Origin of the sequence: Fusibacter sp. 3D3 (assembly GCF_001748365.1) — a bacterium.
Taxonomy (GTDB): Bacteria; Bacillota; Clostridia; order Peptostreptococcales; family Acidaminobacteraceae; genus Fusibacter_A.
Genome location: NZ_BDHH01000009.1, coordinates 158744 through 176084, shown reverse-complemented (window position 1 = coordinate 176084; position 17341 = coordinate 158744). Strand labels below are relative to the sequence as shown.

The following is a 17341-nucleotide window of genomic DNA, read 5'->3' as shown; positions in this document are numbered from 1 at the left end:
ATAAAATTAAAAAAGAGGTTTTAAATGAACACATCCTTACACATGGAACAAATCAGAGAAAAAACAGAACTTTTAATACCTGAACTCAAGCTGCTGAGTAAAAGCATTTACGATGAGCCTGAACTGGGTAATGAGGAATTCAAATCTGCTCAAAAGCACATGACATTGCTTAAGAAATATGGGTTTGAAGTGATACAGCCGTATCTGGGCGTTGAAACAGGGTTCAAGGCTATCTATAAAGCGCAAAAAGAGGGCCCAACAATAGCCTATCTTTGTGAATACGATGCGCTTCCTGGCATTGGACATGGTTGTGGGCACAATATTTTGGGAACGACAAGTACTGGGGCGGGGCTTATTTTAAGATCTATCATTGAAGAGCTTGGTGGTACTGTAATCGTCTTTGGTACACCCGCAGAAGAGACAAGTGGTGCTAAAGTCAAGTATGCGGATGAAGGCGCGTTTGATGATGTAGATATTGCTTTAGTCGCACATCCCAATAGCAGCTATAACAGAAGTGGTAAATCCCTTGCGATGGAAGCGATTCAATTTGACTATCACGGGAAGACATCCCATGCGGCAGCTGCTCCTGAAAAGGGTATAAATGCACTGGATGCAGTGATCAATACGTTTAACAACATCAATGCCCTTAGACAACAAACGGCAACGGATGCAAGGATACATGGTGTTATTAAAGAAGGTGGGAAGGCTGCCAATATTATTCCAGAACATGCAATGGTTCAGTTTTATGTAAGGGCACAAACCAAAACATATCTCAACGAATTGGTCAAAAAGGTTAAAGCCTGCGCAGAAGGTGCTTCAATGGCAGCAGGCACATCACTTGAAATCTCGAATTATGAATACAGTTATGATAATCTCGTCACAAATGAAACGCTCTCGCAGTTATTTGTAGATCAACTTGAAATCATGGGCATTACGGATATAAGCGGTGCACGTGACTCTTTTGGCTCACTTGATGCAGGAAATGTCAGTCATAAATGCCCCACGATACACCCCTATTTTGATATTGTCGGAGATCCTTCAATAGCGGCACACACGCGTAAATTTGCTGAAAGTACTTTAACGGACTACGCCTATGAAAATATGCAAATTGTGATTTGTGCGCTCGTGTTGACAGCGGTAAATGTCATTGAAAATAAGGTGATTTTAGATCAAATAAAAGCTGAGTTTGATGCACAAGAGAAGTAAATCCAAAATGAGTGCTAGATAATAACTTCTTTCACGGGCAAGTCCTCGCTATACTGCGGAGCCCTTCAAAAAGTTGTTATTCTAGCACTCATTATTTTTACATACGGGTATAAATTTGAATGGATTATTTTGAAATATAATCCACTAATTTGGACATAGACTGATTATAAGAGGCATTTATCAGCTTTAACGTATTTTCTGTAAGGACGAGAGGCGATTCGACTTTTTCATCAAGTGTGGTTTCAACTTCTAAGTAGTCTTGTGTAGGGAGAATTAAATATTGGGACTTACCAGCTTCAGAGTACTTATAAACCCATGTGGGCATGTGTTTGACTTCGCTGAGATGCGTTTTGCCATCTCGACGCTTTTCAAGTGTTATAGCGATCATCAAACCATCTTCAGTATATTTGGCATTTTTAATAGAAGTAAGTGTGTTTCGACTTTGATTTGAAATAAAATTGCCCATGGAGTAAATGACATATTTATCTTCACCGTTGTATTTTATAATCTCATTTCGTTGAATGACATGCGGATGTGAGCCCAAGATAATATCTGCACCCCAGAGGACGAAATTTTGAGCGAGAATCTGTTGATCCTCGTTTGGCTCAAGTTGGTATTCGTTTCCCCAATGGACGAAGACGATGGAAGCATCTACATCAGCCTCATCCATTAGAGCCAGTTGCTTCTTTACAAAATCCGGATCATAATCAGGTGAGATGAGATTCACATTTTTATAGAGCGTTTCAGAATCAAACGCCTTTTCAAAACCATTTAAACCATAAGTGATGGAGAGTATCCCCAGTTTGTAACCTTTGATTTCTTTAATCAAAAATCGTTGCACGTCGTCTGTATTATTGTAAGTTCCATTGTGATCAAAACCTCTCAAATCCATTTGCTCAAGCGTTCTATAGACACCGTGAAGTTTTCGGTCGAAAGCATGGTTGTTGGCAGTGGATAAGTAGTCAAAACCAGCTTCATAAATACCATCAAGGCTTTTATCAGGAGCGTTAAAAGCAGGATATCCCGAATAAGCGTAATCTACACCTGCTGTTGTCGTTTCAAAGTTTGCAAGAGCGTAATCGGCCTCTTGAACGTAGGGTGCAATCTGAGAAAAAGGCGGGAAAAAGTCATAATCCCCATTAGAAGAATCAAATGCAGAAGTCATTTGTGGTGAATGAAACATGATATCTCCAGTTGCGAGTAAGCGTAAAGAAGGTTCTTTGATTTCAAGCGTTTCCAAAATAGGAAGAGAATTAAAGGATTCTATGAAGCGTTTATCTTTCATGCTTAAAGCGGCGAGATCATCGTAGACACTTTGAGATTTAAGGATTGGTATGGAGTCCGAGTGAGAAGAAGCAAAAGGGGCAGATGGTGATCCCCAACCGATTTGAGCTGTGAAGAGTATGCTGATTAATAAAAGACAGAAATTTGATTTTTTAAGTACAAAATATACTTTTTTCATAAGTCACCCCTATAATTCTGCGATTGAAGTCAAATGATCAATTCATGTACTAAAATTATAACATTAAAACTGTAGCCAAATACGAGAAAATAAACTATAATTAAATTGTATTTATTATGTATTTTGTATTCAAAATATTACTAAAAACAAGGGGTCACATGGTTACTTTAAGAGCGCACGCAAAAATTAATTTGACATTAGATGTCATTGGAAAAAGAGATAATGGCTATCACGACGTGGAAATGATCATGCAACAAATTGATTTATATGACGTTGTTACAGTAAGTTTGATTGAAAATAGCAATGAAATTAATTTAACCTGTTCAGATGAGTTTCTACCTACAGATCAGATGAATATTGCTTATCGTGCAGCTGTTCTCATGCAAGAAAGTTATAATCTTAGATGCGGTTTCAAAATTCATATTGAAAAAAACATACCGATCGCAGCAGGCCTTGCTGGGGGGAGCACAAATGCAGCTGCCGTCATAAAGGCTATTAATAGATTGTGTCATTTAAACCTTTCACTTGAAACTATGAAAACGATAGGGTTTAAGCTCGGCGCGGATGTACCTTTTTGCATACAGGGGAATTGTGCTATAGCAAGAGGCCTTGGTGAATTACTAGAGCCCATTAAAGGGTTAGAACATACTTTCATAGTGCTCATAAAACCGAATTTTGGGGTTTCAACTCAAGAAATCTATCAAAATCTGAACTGGCAAAACATAAAGGAACATCCGAATACGACTGCGATGGTCGCTGCGCTTGCTGAAGATAATCGGTATCGGGTTAATCATCTGTTGTGTAATGTTCTTGAAACGGTGACCTTTGAACGGTATCCTAAAGTACATATGCTAAAACAATTTGTTAAGCGATATGGTCCAGATGGTATCCTGATGAGTGGAAGTGGTCCAACAATTTTTGCGATTTATAAAAATTACGATCGTGCAAAGCATGCAGTAAAAAGTTTAAAAAAGCATTTTCCACAAACTTATTTGGTCATGACACACAACGTTGAAAGTCTATGAAAGAGAATATACTTATGGAGGGAAATATGAGCGTAAATTTCGATAAATTGGAAATTAGAAATTATAAGCCTTTAGGGGAAGTTGTTTTTGAATATTTGAGAAATGCGATTTTAAGTGGCGAATTAAAACCAGGCGAACGTTTAATGGAAGTTACAATTGCAGAACAACTCGGTGTGAGCAGAACACCTGTGAGAGAAGCCATAAGAAAGCTTGAAAAAGAGAGCTTTGTCATTATGATTCCCAGAAAAGGGGCATATGTTGCGGATTTAACTAAAAATGATATCCTAGAAGTATTGGAGATTCGAAAAGAACTTGAAGGATTTGCTGCAGCACTCAGTGCGGAACGCATGACTGAAATAGAAAAAGATCAACTTGGAAAAATTGTTGAGGATTTCAACGAATGTTTGGTCAGTATGGATAAAAAACGCATGATAGAATGTGATAATGAATTTCACTCGTTAATCTTTAATGGCAGTAAAAATCAGAGATTGATTAACATTATCTTTGACTTACACGACCAATTTCAAAGATTTAGATTGATCTATTTCAATGAATTCACCAACTATCAAGAAATTCAAGCATCACATAGTAAAATATTTGAAGCGATTCTAAATAGAGACCCGAAAGTTGCTAGAGCAGAAGCAGAAAGTCATGTTGAAAGCATTCGAGAACTTGTTAATAGATGGATAACGGAAGTATAGAGGATGAATGAGATTTTAATTAAGGTAAGTAGTAAAATTACAAATGGCCTTGGAGAAACAGAAGAGATGACACTCTACGCAAATGCACAAGCACAAATCAAAGAGGGCAGTCAATATCTCATCTATGAAGAGTCAGAGATCACGGGCATGGAAGGGACAAAAACCATGCTGAAATACGACGGAATCCATCTCAGTATTAAACGCTTTGGCAATGTGAGCAGTAATCTTAGAATTTCACTTAATGAAACACATGAAAATCATTACAGAACACCCTATGGTGTTTTTACGATGATTACAAAAGGCAATCTAATAAGGTGGCAAGAAGTACCACTGGAAATTGATATTGATTATGATCTTGATATTCTTGGAAATAATGATAAGACGCATATCAGCATAGAAATAAGAGAAAATCAATGAGAAGGGATATTTCCCCATGAATAATAATAAAAAGCAAATGGATCAACAAACACTACTGATCATTAGATTAATTCTTGTGAGTTTGAGTGCGGCGATAATCCCAACGCTTTTGGTGATGAGTATTGGCGCAACAACGTTTTTACAACTTTACCTCATTGAGTTTATTTTTACAATGACGATTACATCCATTGGTTTACAAAGCTACCTAAAATTCATCACACGAACGCAGAAAGAAGTCAAAGCAGTGGTGAAAAATGAAAAACTTATCAATGGCGAATTGATTCTGATCAATAATGAAGAAAAGTTGAAAAATGTTTTATCTCTTGAAATTGAACGCATTCAAGCACTTAATAAAGAGTCAGCAGTCGTCTTTTTTGACGTGGACGATCTGGGTGTTATCAACAATGAATATGGTTATGACTTTGGAGATACCATTCTTGTTGAACTTATAAAACTCACGAAGACTTTAATTACAAATAAAGAGCAACTTGCGAGAATTAAAGGCGATACGTTTGCATTAATATTGCCAAACCAATCCGTTAAGGATGCTTATAGACTAGCAGAGCGACTCAAAATAGCCGTTGAGAAAACCACTTTTGGAGACGTAGGGGGATTAACCTGCAGATTTGCAGTTGTCTCTATATCAGACATTAGATCTGAAGATAAGATTTTAAATATAGCCTATGAAAAACTCATCTTAGCAAAAGAGTATGGAAAAGGTGTTATTGTATAACGCTTAATTTTCGGCGAAACAGCCCAAAATTCGGCGTTTTTTTCGAATTTAAAATAGGAGGCTACATGAGTACTTTTCTAACAGAAGCTCAAGTTAAATTCTTACTCAACTATATCAGTGATGGCATTCAGATCGTCAACAATGAAGGCGTCCTGATCTATTGTAACAGGCAAGCTGCAATGCAGGATGATATCAACATCTCGGAATCTATTGGCAAACATATAACCGAGGTCTATCCGTCGCTACTTCAAGAAGAATCCACGCTTCTAGATGTTATTGAGTCAAAAGAAATGATTTTGAACAAAGATCAAACTTATAGAACCTATAGAGGTAAATTGGTGACAACAGTCAACTCGACACTGCCTATTTTGGATCATGACAAGATTAAAGGCGCGATTGAAATTTCAAAAAATATTACGGAATACAAAGAGCTATCAGAGCGTTATTTGGATCTTCAAAGCCAAGTTAGAGAGAATATTGGCGGGTTAAGAGCCTCAAAAGCCTCAAAGCATTACTATAATTTTGAAGATATCATAACGGATAATGCAGAGTTCAACCGAGTGAAAACCATTGCAATGAAAGCGGCCAGAACAGATATCCCCGTATTGATTTATGGTGAAACTGGCACCGGAAAGGAACTTTTAACTCAAGCAATTCACAATAGTAGCAAACGACGCAGTAAACCCTTTATTGCTCAAAACTGTGCGGCACTGCCTTCTACATTGCTTGAGGGGATACTCTTTGGCACTACAAAAGGCGGATTTACTGGGGCAGTAGACCGCCAAGGCTTATTTGAGCTCGCTGATGGCGGGACTTTATTTCTCGATGAGATAAACTCAATGCCTGTTGAGCTTCAAGCAAAATTGCTCAGAGTGCTCCAAGATGGGAAACTCAGACGCATTGGAGACTCAAAGGAAATCTATGTAGATGTTAGAATTATAGCGGCTTGTAATATTAACCCGAATATTGCACTTGAGCAAGGCTTAATCAGGCGTGATTTATACTACCGTTTAAATACGGTGACGCTTTGGATTCCAAAGCTTTCAGATCGTAGAGAGGATATCCCTCTTTTGACAAAGTATTTTATCAGCAAGTATAACAACAAGCTCTATCGCAATATCCAAGGGATCTCTAAGGCGGTTGAAGCTCTTTTTTTAAACTATGATTGGGAAGGCAATGTCAGAGAACTTGAACATGTGATTGAAGGGGCTATAAATTTTGTTGAAACCAACGAAATAGGCCTTGTGGATTTACCACCGAATTTGAGACGTTTTTCTGAGCTGAATGCCCAAAGGCGATTCGATCTGAAGGATTCTGCTGAACCTGAATATTCTGTTTTAGCGATGTTGAATACAGATTTTGATAAAATGAAAGACCTTAAATCGGTTATGGATGATACGGAGAAAATCGTGATCTTAAATGCGCTTAAAAAATGCCATGGAAATGTGACGAAAGCTTCTAAACAGTTAGGTCTACCACGACAAACACTACAATATAAATTGAAAAAATATCACTTGGATATGATTGAATAAACCATTCCAACAACAATTCGCCCAATTTTGGGCGTTTTTTATTTTTTGGAATGTCCACCCATCACAATTTAGCTCAAAATGCGTGTAATTTGATGATTTTTAAAAGCTATGATATGATGGTTATAGAAAGATTGGATAGTATTTTCAATGCTTTAGAAGGTCAAGGGCCATCTAAAATATTTTTTATGATAATAATTTAACAGTTTGGCATAGCTCTTGCAACTGTAGTAGGGTGATAAATAAATCGTGTTTATGGGAGGCTCATATAATGAAAAAAGGATCAAAATTTGGAACGCACAGAGTAATTGAACCAAAAGGTATTTTGCCACAACCAGCGAAGGTTATTTCAAATGATATGGAAATCTATGACAATGAAATTTTAATTGACGTTCAAACGCTAAACATCGATTCGGCATCATTTACACAAATCAAAGAACAGGCTGGCGGTGATGAAGCTAAAATCAAAGAAATTATGCTTGGCATCGTTAAAGCGTTCGGAAAACATAAAAATCCAGTCACTGGTTCTGGTGGTATGCTCATCGGCACAGTCGCTGAAATCGGATCTGCCCTTGAAGGCAAAACAGACCTTAAAGTAGGCGATAAAATTGCAACACTTGTTTCATTATCATTGACACCACTTGTAATAGAAGAAATTGTAGAAATTAGAATCAATATAGATCAGGTCGACATAAAAGGTAAGGCCATTTTATTTGAAAGTGGCATCTATGCTAAAATACCAACAGATATTCCTGAGAATTTAGCCTTATCTGTCCTTGACGTTGCAGGTGCCCCAGCCCAAACAGCCAAACTTGTAAAACCAGGGGATACTGTTCTTGTAATTGGTGGTGCGGGTAAATCAGGTATGCTTTGTTTATATGAAGCGAAAAAACGTGCAGGCGTTACTGGTAAAGTAATTTGTTTGCAACACTCCGATAGTGCTAAAGACAGAATCATGAACGCGAATCTTGCAGATCACTATATCACTGCGGATGCCACAGATGCAGTTGATGTGCTTGAAAAAGTGGAAGCGGTTACAAACGGTGAAATGTGTGATATTGTCATCAACTGTGTAAACGTAGAAAATACTGAAATGTCATCTATTTTGGCAACAAAAGATGATGGTCTTGTATACTTCTTCAGTATGGCTACAAGTTTCACAAAGGCAGCTCTTGGCGCTGAAGGCGTTGGTAAAGACGTTCAAATGATCGTTGGCAATGGCTATACGAAAGGTCATGCAGAAATTACGCTTCAGATTATGAGAGAGAGTGAGACGCTTAGAAAGATTTATGAGGATCTCTATGCATAACATATGAAGTAATCCTGCGGTGCAAGAGTCCTCAGCTTCGCTTGCGGATTGCACCTCCGAATCACTTCATATGTTTATGCATGAATACAGACATAAATTATCGTTCGCTTGACAAAGGGGCATAAATCATTCTGCGCTTGATATGAGAGACGTAGTTGTAATCCTGCGGATTGTCCTACAGAGCACATAATCATTTAAGCACAATTATAGATGATAAACGTATTAGCGTTAAATCAGTACAAATATTATGGTTTTGAAAAATGATTTAACGATCATTTTAAATAAAGTTGTAAATTAAAACGGTTTACTATTGATATAAAAACGATGTATTAATCCGGAGGCACAATCCGCAGGCAAAGCCGAGGACTCTTGTGCTGAAGGATTAATACAGCGTTTTGTATCTTTTTAAATCGTTTCAAGATATTTAATTAAAAAGGGAGTTAATAACATGAGAAATTACAAAGAAATTGAATTGTGGAAAAATGTGACTCAAGAAGAATGGGATTCTTGGGAGTGGCAAGTTAGAAACAGAATTACGACTTTAGAAGATCTCAAAAAAGTAGTGACTTTAACTTCAAAAGAAGAAGAAGGCGTTGTGAAAACGCTCGAAATTCTTAGAATGGGTATCACGCCATACTATGCACTTTTAATGGATAAAGAAGATTCTAAGTGTCCAGTGAGAATGCAAGCGGTGCCTACTATTAACGAAACTTTCCAATGTTCTGCGGATATGGATGATCCACTTCACGAAGATGGTGACTCTCCAGTTCCAGGCTTAACACATAGGTATCCAGATCGTTGTCTTTTTCTTGTGACAGATATGTGTTCAATGTACTGTCGTCACTGCACAAGAAGACGTTTTGCAGGTCATAATGATGCTGCAGTAGGAACGGATAAAATTGATGCTGCAATTGAATATATCAGAAATACGCCTGTTATCAGAGATGTTCTTTTATCTGGTGGAGATGCTCTTTTAATTTCAGATGAAAAACTTGAGTACATCATCAGCAGATTAAGAGCGATTCCACACGTTGAAATCATTAGAATTGGTTCAAGAACCCCAGTGGTTTGTCCTCAAAGAATCACACCTGAACTCGTTAATATGCTTAAGAAATACCATCCAATTTGGTTAAATACGCACTTCAATCATTCAAAAGAAGTGACCCCTGAAACCAAAAAAGCATGTGCATTAATGGCAGATGCAGGTATCCCACTTGGCAATCAATCTGTACTTTTAAGAGGCATCAATGACAGCGTTCATATTATGAGAGATCTTGTACACGATCTTGTAATGATGCGTGTTAGACCTTACTATATCTATCAATGTGACCTTTCTATGGGTATTGAGCACTTTAGAACACCCGTATCTAAAGGCATCGAAATCATTGAGGGTTTACGCGGTCATACTTCTGGCTATTGCGTACCAACATTTGTTGTGGATGCACCAGGCGGTGGTGGTAAGATTCCAGTTATGCCACAATATATGATTTCACAATCACCAGAGCGCGTCGTCCTCAGAAACTACGAAGGCGTGATCACAACTTATGCACAACCCAATCCTTATGATCTTGAAAAAGAAGGTGCTTTTGAAACAGAAGCACAAAAAAATCATAAAATATTTGGTGTTGGTGGTCTTTTACAAGGCAATCGTGTGAATATTGATCTTAAAGAACTTGAGAGAGCAAAGAGAACAAATCACGAAGAGTAATCGTTTAAGAGATAGAGTATCCTATTTGGGGCGTTAATATAGAATTTATTTAAATTTAAGGAATGACATCGGAGGACCCGCCATGATGAAACTGTTTGAAAATGAATATAAAATTTTTTCAATTGTTGGCATGGCAAAAAACGCGGGTAAAACAGTCACACTCAATTATCTTATTGATCTTGCTAGTGAAAATCAAATACGATTGGGGCTTACCTCTATAGGGAGAGATGGTGAACGTCAGGATATCGTAACGCGAACGGAAAAACCAATGATTTTTATTACTAAAGGGACACTGATCGCCACTGCAGAAATGCTATTTAATCTGTCTGAGGTGAAACTTGAGATTGTAGAAGTGACCGCATATGAAACATCAATGGGCAAAATCATCATCGGTCGGGCATTAAATGAGGGTTATGTTCAACTCGGAGGTCCAACGACGAACCACACGGTTAGAAAAGTTTCGGAAAGAATGATCACACTAGGTGCTGATCGCGTATTGGTGGACGGTGCACTTGACAGAGCGTCATCTGCATCTCCTGCCATTACAGATGCCTGTATCTTGTCAACAGGTGCGGTGCTGAGCAGAGATATGAACAGGACCATAGAACAAACGGTTCATAGAGCCAATCTTTTTAAATTAGAAGGACTTAAAGATGAGGCGGTTATGGGTCTTTGGGACAAGGAAGGCGAGGAAAAAGGCGTTTATATTGTAGATGACACTTTGGGGGTGACACCTTTAGACACGCTAAAAACCGCTTTACTATCTGGACGCATCATAGGCACACATCTTGAAGCAAACAGTCAATATGTTTTTATAAAAGGGGCACTTGTTACCAAGACGCTCAAAGATATACTGGAATCATCACCTTATGCAAGGCAAGCGACTTATGTCGTAGGGGATGCGACGAAAATTTTTATTGAACAGAGAGATTGGAACTACTTTATGCGTGTGGGTGTCACCATTAAAGTGCGTTATGAAATCAACCTAATGGCACTTACCATAAATCCCTATGCGCCATCGGGTTATTTTTATGATTCTGAAAGTTTTAGAGGGAGGCTCTCAGACGCATTAAAGGACTTAGTCGTAGTGGATGTCATGACGTTATAAAGGAGAAGCCCTATGTTTTTAAGTGAGAAACAATATAATGATCTAGATTTAGAATTTATATTTGAACGCATAAAAGTAGAAACACCTTATGGCGAACTTGAAAAGCGTGGCGCACTTCCCTTTAAACGAGGTGATTTAGATTTACTTGAACATGAATTCGATGACCTTGAGAAAGTCATTCAATTATTAGAGGATAAGCGCTATGAGCTTTTAGAGCTTAAAAGTATCTTTAAAAATATCAAACAGCTTGGCAGTACTTACGAACGCATAGAGGCTGGTGAAACTTTATCGATTACCGAACTCTTTGAAATCAAAATTATGGCGATGCTCATGAAACAAATCCGTGCTGTTCTAGATCGAACTGGCTGGGAAAAACGGGGTCTTAGAGACGCATTAGAATCCGTGGACGAAGTCATTCAAATTCTTGATCCAGAAAAAACGGGCATACAAAGTTTTTATATTTATAACAAGTACTCAGAAACACTTAAGACCATCAGAAAAACAATTGAAATACAAAAATCAAAGCTTCAAGAACAAAATGAAGTCGTCAAACAGGAACTTGAGTCTAAAACACTTAGGGTTAAAAATAATGGTGATATTCAAATCCAAAAATCTGCGAGTGAACTGTTAAAATTTGCTACTTCTTATGAAAAAATAGAATATCAATCTGAAATGCCAACCACAGTGATTTATAGAATTAAGCAAGATGCTGAAATCACGGAAATTTTAGAATCGTTAGTGGTTAGAGAAGAAGAAGAGGAATACCTCATAAGAACAGAATTATCTTTGGCTCTAAAGGCAACGTTAGAGTGTTTAGTGGAAAACTCTAATAGGATTGGCAGAATGGATTATCTCATAGCGAGAGCAATCTTTTCAAAAGCATTCGATTGTACAAGACCCAAACTTAGCACAGAAGGCAAGATTGCCATAAAGGCAGGAAGACACCTCAAGGTCGCCAATAGATTAACACTCGAAAAGAAAAACTATACAGCCATTGATGTGGAAATCACTGAAAAAGTAACCTTGATTACAGGGGCAAATATGGGTGGTAAAACGGTTTCAATGAAGATGATAGGTCTTATTGTAGCCATGGCCCATTATGGCATTCTGGTACCTTGCAAATCAGCAGAAATAAGCCTATTTGACTTCATATTTATATCGGTAGGGGATTCACAGTCTATTGATATGGGTCTCAGTACTTTTGGGGGAGAAATTCATAAAATTGGTGAAGTCCTCAGAAGGCAGGATCAATATGGATTTATACTCATCGATGAACTCGCAAGGGGGACAAATCCACTTGAGGGATATGCGATTTCTAGAGCATTAATAGAACATTTGTCTGGAAGTCGGTTTGTGACGGTGATCACGACGCATTATGATGGCCTCACCAATATAGAGCACGTGGATCACTATCAGGTCAGAGGGCTTTCAGAGGTAGATTTTAGTCATCTAGAAGGTGAAAAGGGCATGATGTTACTTCATGAGTTGATGGACTATAGATTGGTGCGGGTCAGTCAATTAAAAGAAATACCTAAAGATGCAATCCGAATTTCCAAATTTATGGGACTTGATGATACGATTATAAGTAAAGCTAAAGTAATATTAGGAGGATCAAATGGTGAGTAAGTTAAATCTGGATTTTAGCGTGGTAGAGGGCGCTAGAAAGTCAGCAAGAATAATCGCTGAAGATACACAAAAGTTTATTGAACGCCATACGACAGTTTCTGTCGAGAGAACTGTGGCAAGACTACTTGGGATAGATGGGATTGATGATTTAGAAAGACCACTTCCAAATGTCGTTATCGACAATATCAAGCATGGTGGGGGCTTATCCGAAGGCGCATCATTCTGGATTGGAAATGCCATGGTAGCACTTTCGAAAACACCTCAAGAGATTGCAGAGTTGGTTTCTAAAAATGAAATTGATCTCACAAAAATTGAAATTCAAGAGCGTTCCAAAATAGATGCAGCGATAGAAACTGTAGCAAAAGAAATGGTAGAGCGTATCCGTGCGAATCGTGCGAAAAGAGATGCTTATTTAACCAACTTAGGCGAAGGCCCAAAGCCTTATTTATATGTGATCGTTGCAACTGGAAATATCTATGAAGATGTTTTACAAGCGCAAGCTGCAGCAAGACAAGGCGCAGATATTATCGCAGTTATTCGTACTACAGCTCAGAGCCTTTTGGACTACGTGCCATATGGCGCGACTACAGAAGGTTTCGGCGGGACATATGCGACGCAAGAGAACTTTAGAATCATGAGAAAGGCACTGGATGAAGTGGGTGAAGAAGTTGGTAAATACATCAGACTTTGTAACTATTGTTCAGGACTTTGTATGCCAGAAATAGCTGCAATGGGTGCGATTGAAAGACTTGATGTCATGCTAAATGATGCGCTTTACGGTATTCTATTTAGAGATATCAATATGCAAAGAACGCTCGTAGATCAGTTTTTCTCACGTGTGATCAATGGATTTGCAGGGATCATCATCAATACAGGTGAAGATAACTACTTGACCACATCAGATGCGATAGAAGAAGCGCATACAGTTTTAGCTTCACAATTTATCAACGAACAGTTTGCGTTATTAGCAGGTTTACCAGAGGAACAAATGGGACTTGGGCATGCATTTGAAATGAATCCTGATACTGAAGACGGCTTCTTATTAGAGCTTTCACAAGCGCAAATGGCACGTGAAATTTTCCCGGATGCACCGCTTAAATATATGCCGCCAACAAAGTATATGACGGGTAATATTTTTAAAGGTCATATTCAAGATGTGCTTTTCAACACCGTTTCAATCATGACTAATCAAGGGCTTCAACTACTTGGCATGATGACAGAAGCCATTCATACACCACTGCTTCAAGACAGAGCACTTGCCATTGAAAATGCGAAATACATCTTTAAAAACATGAGACATCTTGGTGATGAAGTTGAATACAAAAAAGACGGTATCATCCAAAAAAGAGCTCAAGCTGTCCTTGCTGAGGCGGCTGATATGTTAAAGGATATTGAGAAAATGGGTATCATGAGTACGATTGAACAGGGTAAATTTGCAGATGTGACACGAAAAATGGATGGTGGTAAAGGCCTTGATGGGGTCACTCAAAAAGGTGAAAATTACTTTAATCCATTTATTCCAATGATGCTAGGAGGTAACAAGTAATGCGTGTAAACAGCGGATTAGATTTAACGAAAGTTAAGCCTTATGGTGATACCATGAACGATGGTATGATGCAGTTTTCTTTTACTTTACCGATTCCTTGCAACGAAGAAAGTAAAGAAGCTGCAAAACAATTACTCACAAAAATGGGTATTGATGAGCCTGCAGTTGTGCATGCAGAGGACCTTGGTGTAGGCTATACGATGTTCATCATGTATGGAAAATGCATGCATACAGTTGACTATACGACGATTGAAGTCCCTAAGGTTGAATCTGACGTTATGGATAAGTATGGCGTAGAAGATTATATCAAAGAAAATATTAAAAGAGATGTGGTTATCGTCGGTGCATGTTCAGGTACAGATGCCCACACTGTTGGTATCGATGCGATTATGAATATGAAAGGTTATGATGGGCACTACGGTCTTGAGAGATATCACGGTGTTAAGGCGCATAACCTCGGCGCACAAGTGCCAAATGAGGAACTTGTTGCAAAAGCTATTGAGCTGAATGCAGATGCAATCATCGTTTCACAAATCGTTACTCAAAAAGATGTTCATATCCCAAATATGACGGAACTAATCGAACTGCTTGAATCCGAAGGCATCAGAGATAAAATGATCGTCTGTGCAGGTGGTCCAAGAATATCATATGAACTTGCAAAAGAACTGGGTTACGATGCAGGTTTTGGAACAGGTACTTTTGCAGAAGATGTGGCATCTTTTGTAGTACAACAGCTTGTTGAAAGAAAACTCGTTTAGGCAACAAATGTAGAATCGTTTATAAGCCAGTAGTCATCGATCCCTTGACTGCTGGTTTTTTTTATTATATGGTGTTACGTGTTGTACCACGTACACAACGTAACAGTTTTCATGGGAGAAGTCTTAATTTTTTTAAGATTACAAATAAAATGTAAAAAAATGTTACGAAAGTTGTTGCTTTTTCGTAACACCTTATGATATACTTTAAAAAAATCGCATTTGTTGTTAAGAGACAATAGTACTTTCACAACAATATGACTAAATTTTAAAGGAGAATTGTATGCATCATAAAGAGTACACGATTATTTGGATCATGGAAAATGTTTGCTACAAACCAGAGATTAGAATGGAATACGAGGGTACAAATGAGATCATACGCATAAAACCGGGCATACATACCCAAGTTCATAGAAAATAGTGCCTTATAGAGATGCCTTCGGGACGTCTCTATTTTGCGTTCTATGGCCAATATCAAAAGAAGAAGTGAGGCTATTTCTTAACGAGTCTTTGTGACTTGTCGACGATGAAATGAGATTCACTGCAATTTTAAATGTAAAAAAATGCTAAAAATAGCTTGATGTCCTGTGAGAAAACATGATATACTTAAAATAACATATTTTCTATTATGCGGCAGTTTGAATTTAACCCAAAATGATTAAATAGAATAAGATGTGTATATGGAGAACTGAAATGTATTGTGAGGATACAAAATCATGGGTTAGAGTGTCAAAAGTCAAAAGTTGAGCACGATGAGAAATAGAGCTATAGAGTGACGTAAGTCTCCTCATTATTTTGTCGCACTCGCCCATTGATACCCACCTACTACATTATAAAGTGATAAAGACCACCCAAAAAACAGATCAAATAGGAGGATATTTTATGAAACTCACTAAAATCTTAACCACAACCCTATTAACCCTAACCATCCTAACACAAACTATAATCATAGCACAACCCTCGTTTGCTACATCCACCCCAACCGACATTCAAGGTCACTGGTCAGAACCCTTCGTTACTTCACTTGTCGGTCAAGGCGTAATCTCAGGATATCCCGATGGTACATTCAAACCCGATAAAGCCATCAGCAACGTGGAGTTTCTATCCCTAACCCTTAAAGCCATGAATGAGACTGTTCAAGATGCAAGCTCTAGTGAATCATGGGATGTGCCGATCATGAAAAGGGCGTACGAACTTGGACTTGTTAAAACAGGTGAGCCCATGGCAGATGCTACAAATGAAATCACAAGAGAACAATCCGCAACAGTACTTTATAGAGCGTTACAGATCAAAGAGGGGATCCAGTATGACCAGTGTTACACACCTATACTGGATCAAGTGATCTTTGACCACGATCAGATTAATTCGCTTTATAGGGATAGTGTTTACAGTATGCTTCAAAAAGGAGTGTTTACTGGCAATGCGAATCACTTTAACCCTAAAGATATTTTAAATCGTGGCGGGGCTTGTGTGGTTATAGAGAGAGTGTTGGATAAGGAGAAAAGGGCAGAAGCGGGAGCGGTTAAAAATGGTGTGGCGCCATTTGTCGAAAAGAAAATACCTAAAGAAAGTGACGTGGCAAGAAAAGTTCAATTTTTAGATGGAAAGCCAGTAATAAAGAGTGAAGTTGTAATAGGCGAACTTAAAACTCATACAAATAATGCTTTTTCGGGAGCTTTAGCAGACTATTACGATTACGAAGGCTATATCAATTTAGAGTGGAAATCACCATTTTACAAAACCTATGAAAAGAAAAAAGAGGCCGTTGACGAATACTATGATACTGCGGTAAATGGCTTAAAAGTGCTTTATAACTTCTCATACGATGATATCATAACATATGAAAAAGACTTAAAATACTATGAAGTAGCTGACCATAGCACAGAAGATTGGATTAATAGACGACTAGACTGGATAAAGAATAATACGCTTGTTGTAGAAAGCCAGTTTGTAACAGATAAATCAGTATTTTATAGAAGTTCGGATGGATTAAAGCGAACAAGAGGACGACTTTATTTTATCTATCACTCTCCAAGTCAAGAAGCAAGTATGGGTGATGTAGAGCTTAAAGTAGACCAATGGTACTATGTTGATTTTGAAATGGTAACGGGTAGTTATCTTGGACAATCAGATGTTGAATGGAATCATGGGGAAGTAACTTTGGGACACAAAATTTACTTATCAGATGTTGTTCCTCTTGTTCCACAGAATTAAGG

15 protein-coding genes are annotated in these 17341 nt (G+C 38.0%); 14 read left to right on the top strand and 1 reads right to left on the bottom strand.

Features of this window, described 5'->3' with window-relative positions; genetic code table 11:
- Positions 1 to 24 precede the first annotated feature (24 nt).
- Complete coding sequence (locus F3D3_RS11985) at positions 25 to 1206, top strand: M20 family metallopeptidase (RefSeq protein WP_242877129.1); 1182 nt, start codon at positions 25 to 27, stop codon at positions 1204 to 1206.
- A 124-nt stretch (positions 1207 to 1330) separates the two neighbouring features.
- On the opposite strand, the gene F3D3_RS11980 is transcribed toward F3D3_RS11985, so the two are convergent.
- Positions 1331 to 2668: a CapA family protein gene (locus tag F3D3_RS11980; protein WP_069874222.1), complete on the bottom strand. Its 1338-nt coding sequence runs from the start codon at positions 2666 to 2668 to the stop codon at positions 1331 to 1333.
- Between the two features lie 158 nt (positions 2669 to 2826).
- On the opposite strand from F3D3_RS11980, the gene ispE reads away from it, so the two are divergent.
- The 13 genes from ispE to F3D3_RS11920 all read left to right on the top strand — a co-directional run bounded on the left by ispE (position 2827) and on the right by F3D3_RS11920 (position 17339).
- Complete coding sequence (gene ispE / locus F3D3_RS11975) at positions 2827 to 3693, top strand: 4-(cytidine 5'-diphospho)-2-C-methyl-D-erythritol kinase (protein WP_069874220.1); 867 nt, start codon at positions 2827 to 2829, stop codon at positions 3691 to 3693.
- A gap of 26 nt (positions 3694 to 3719) precedes the next feature.
- Positions 3720 to 4394 carry a GntR family transcriptional regulator gene (locus tag F3D3_RS11970; protein WP_069874218.1) on the top strand — a complete coding sequence of 225 codons (675 nt, stop codon included), beginning with the start codon at positions 3720 to 3722 and terminating at the stop codon, positions 4392 to 4394.
- Positions 4395 to 4397: 3 nt separating this feature from the next.
- Positions 4398 to 4811: a DUF1934 domain-containing protein gene (locus F3D3_RS11965; RefSeq protein ID WP_069874217.1), complete on the top strand. Its 414-nt coding sequence runs from the start codon at positions 4398 to 4400 to the stop codon at positions 4809 to 4811.
- A gap of 16 nt (positions 4812 to 4827) precedes the next feature.
- Positions 4828 to 5544, top strand: coding sequence for a GGDEF domain-containing protein (locus tag F3D3_RS11960; protein ID WP_069874215.1), 717 nt, complete (start codon positions 4828 to 4830; stop codon positions 5542 to 5544).
- A gap of 65 nt (positions 5545 to 5609) precedes the next feature.
- Positions 5610 to 7076: a sigma-54-dependent Fis family transcriptional regulator gene (locus F3D3_RS11955; RefSeq protein WP_069874213.1), complete on the top strand. Its 1467-nt coding sequence runs from the start codon at positions 5610 to 5612 to the stop codon at positions 7074 to 7076.
- 268 nt (positions 7077 to 7344) lie between these two features.
- Positions 7345 to 8382, top strand: coding sequence for an L-erythro-3,5-diaminohexanoate dehydrogenase (locus tag F3D3_RS11950; protein WP_069874212.1), 1038 nt, complete (start codon positions 7345 to 7347; stop codon positions 8380 to 8382).
- A 448-nt stretch (positions 8383 to 8830) separates the two neighbouring features.
- Positions 8831 to 10090 carry a lysine 2,3-aminomutase gene (gene ablA, locus F3D3_RS11945; protein ID WP_069874210.1) on the top strand — a complete coding sequence of 420 codons (1260 nt, stop codon included), beginning with the start codon at positions 8831 to 8833 and terminating at the stop codon, positions 10088 to 10090.
- A gap of 82 nt (positions 10091 to 10172) precedes the next feature.
- Entirely contained in the window at positions 10173 to 11198 is a 1026-nt protein-coding gene (locus F3D3_RS11940) for a hypothetical protein (RefSeq protein ID WP_084388990.1), read from the top strand.
- A 12-nt stretch (positions 11199 to 11210) separates the two neighbouring features.
- Complete coding sequence (locus F3D3_RS11935; RefSeq protein ID WP_069874209.1) at positions 11211 to 12824, top strand: hypothetical protein; 1614 nt, start codon at positions 11211 to 11213, stop codon at positions 12822 to 12824.
- Positions 12814 to 14370, top strand: coding sequence for a lysine 5,6-aminomutase subunit alpha (locus F3D3_RS11930; protein ID WP_069874207.1), 1557 nt, complete (start codon positions 12814 to 12816; stop codon positions 14368 to 14370). Before F3D3_RS11935 ends, F3D3_RS11930 begins: the two co-directional genes overlap by 11 nt.
- Positions 14370 to 15128 (top strand): B12-binding domain-containing protein, encoded by a 759-nt coding sequence (locus tag F3D3_RS11925; protein ID WP_069874205.1) that lies wholly within the window; start codon positions 14370 to 14372, stop codon positions 15126 to 15128. The genes F3D3_RS11930 and F3D3_RS11925 overlap by 1 nt, the downstream gene beginning before the upstream one ends.
- Before the next feature lie 280 nt (positions 15129 to 15408).
- Positions 15409 to 15546, top strand: a complete 138-nt coding sequence (locus F3D3_RS24140; RefSeq protein WP_175438363.1) for a hypothetical protein — start codon at positions 15409 to 15411, stop codon at positions 15544 to 15546.
- Positions 15547 to 16007: 461 nt separating this feature from the next.
- Entirely contained in the window at positions 16008 to 17339 is a 1332-nt protein-coding gene (locus F3D3_RS11920; protein WP_069874203.1) for an S-layer homology domain-containing protein, read from the top strand.
- The last annotated feature ends 2 nt before the right edge of the window (positions 17340 to 17341 follow it).

What these genes read in the sequence shown, in the direction of transcription:
- F3D3_RS11985 (WP_242877129.1), top strand. Translation starts at nt 25, where the DNA reads ATGAACACATCCTTACACATGGAACAAATCAGAGAAAAAACAGAACTT.
- ispE (WP_069874220.1), top strand. Translation starts at nt 2,827, where the DNA reads ATGGTTACTTTAAGAGCGCACGCAAAAATTAATTTGACATTAGATGTC.
- F3D3_RS11950 (WP_069874212.1), top strand. Translation starts at nt 7,345, where the DNA reads ATGAAAAAAGGATCAAAATTTGGAACGCACAGAGTAATTGAACCAAAA.
- ablA (WP_069874210.1), top strand. Translation starts at nt 8,831, where the DNA reads ATGAGAAATTACAAAGAAATTGAATTGTGGAAAAATGTGACTCAAGAA.
- F3D3_RS11940 (WP_084388990.1), top strand. Translation starts at nt 10,173, where the DNA reads ATGATGAAACTGTTTGAAAATGAATATAAAATTTTTTCAATTGTTGGC.
- F3D3_RS11980 (WP_069874222.1), bottom strand. Translation starts at nt 2,668, where the DNA reads ATGAAAAAAGTATATTTTGTACTTAAAAAATCAAATTTCTGTCTTTTA.
- F3D3_RS11930 (WP_069874207.1), top strand. Translation starts at nt 12,814, where the DNA reads ATGGTGAGTAAGTTAAATCTGGATTTTAGCGTGGTAGAGGGCGCTAGA.
- F3D3_RS11965 (WP_069874217.1), top strand. Translation starts at nt 4,398, where the DNA reads ATGAATGAGATTTTAATTAAGGTAAGTAGTAAAATTACAAATGGCCTT.
- F3D3_RS11970 (WP_069874218.1), top strand. Translation starts at nt 3,720, where the DNA reads ATGAGCGTAAATTTCGATAAATTGGAAATTAGAAATTATAAGCCTTTA.
- F3D3_RS11935 (WP_069874209.1), top strand. Translation starts at nt 11,211, where the DNA reads ATGTTTTTAAGTGAGAAACAATATAATGATCTAGATTTAGAATTTATA.
- F3D3_RS11925 (WP_069874205.1), top strand. Translation starts at nt 14,370, where the DNA reads ATGCGTGTAAACAGCGGATTAGATTTAACGAAAGTTAAGCCTTATGGT.
- F3D3_RS24140 (WP_175438363.1), top strand. Translation starts at nt 15,409, where the DNA reads ATGCATCATAAAGAGTACACGATTATTTGGATCATGGAAAATGTTTGC.
- F3D3_RS11920 (WP_069874203.1), top strand. Translation starts at nt 16,008, where the DNA reads ATGAAACTCACTAAAATCTTAACCACAACCCTATTAACCCTAACCATC.
- F3D3_RS11960 (WP_069874215.1), top strand. Translation starts at nt 4,828, where the DNA reads ATGAATAATAATAAAAAGCAAATGGATCAACAAACACTACTGATCATT.
- F3D3_RS11955 (WP_069874213.1), top strand. Translation starts at nt 5,610, where the DNA reads ATGAGTACTTTTCTAACAGAAGCTCAAGTTAAATTCTTACTCAACTAT.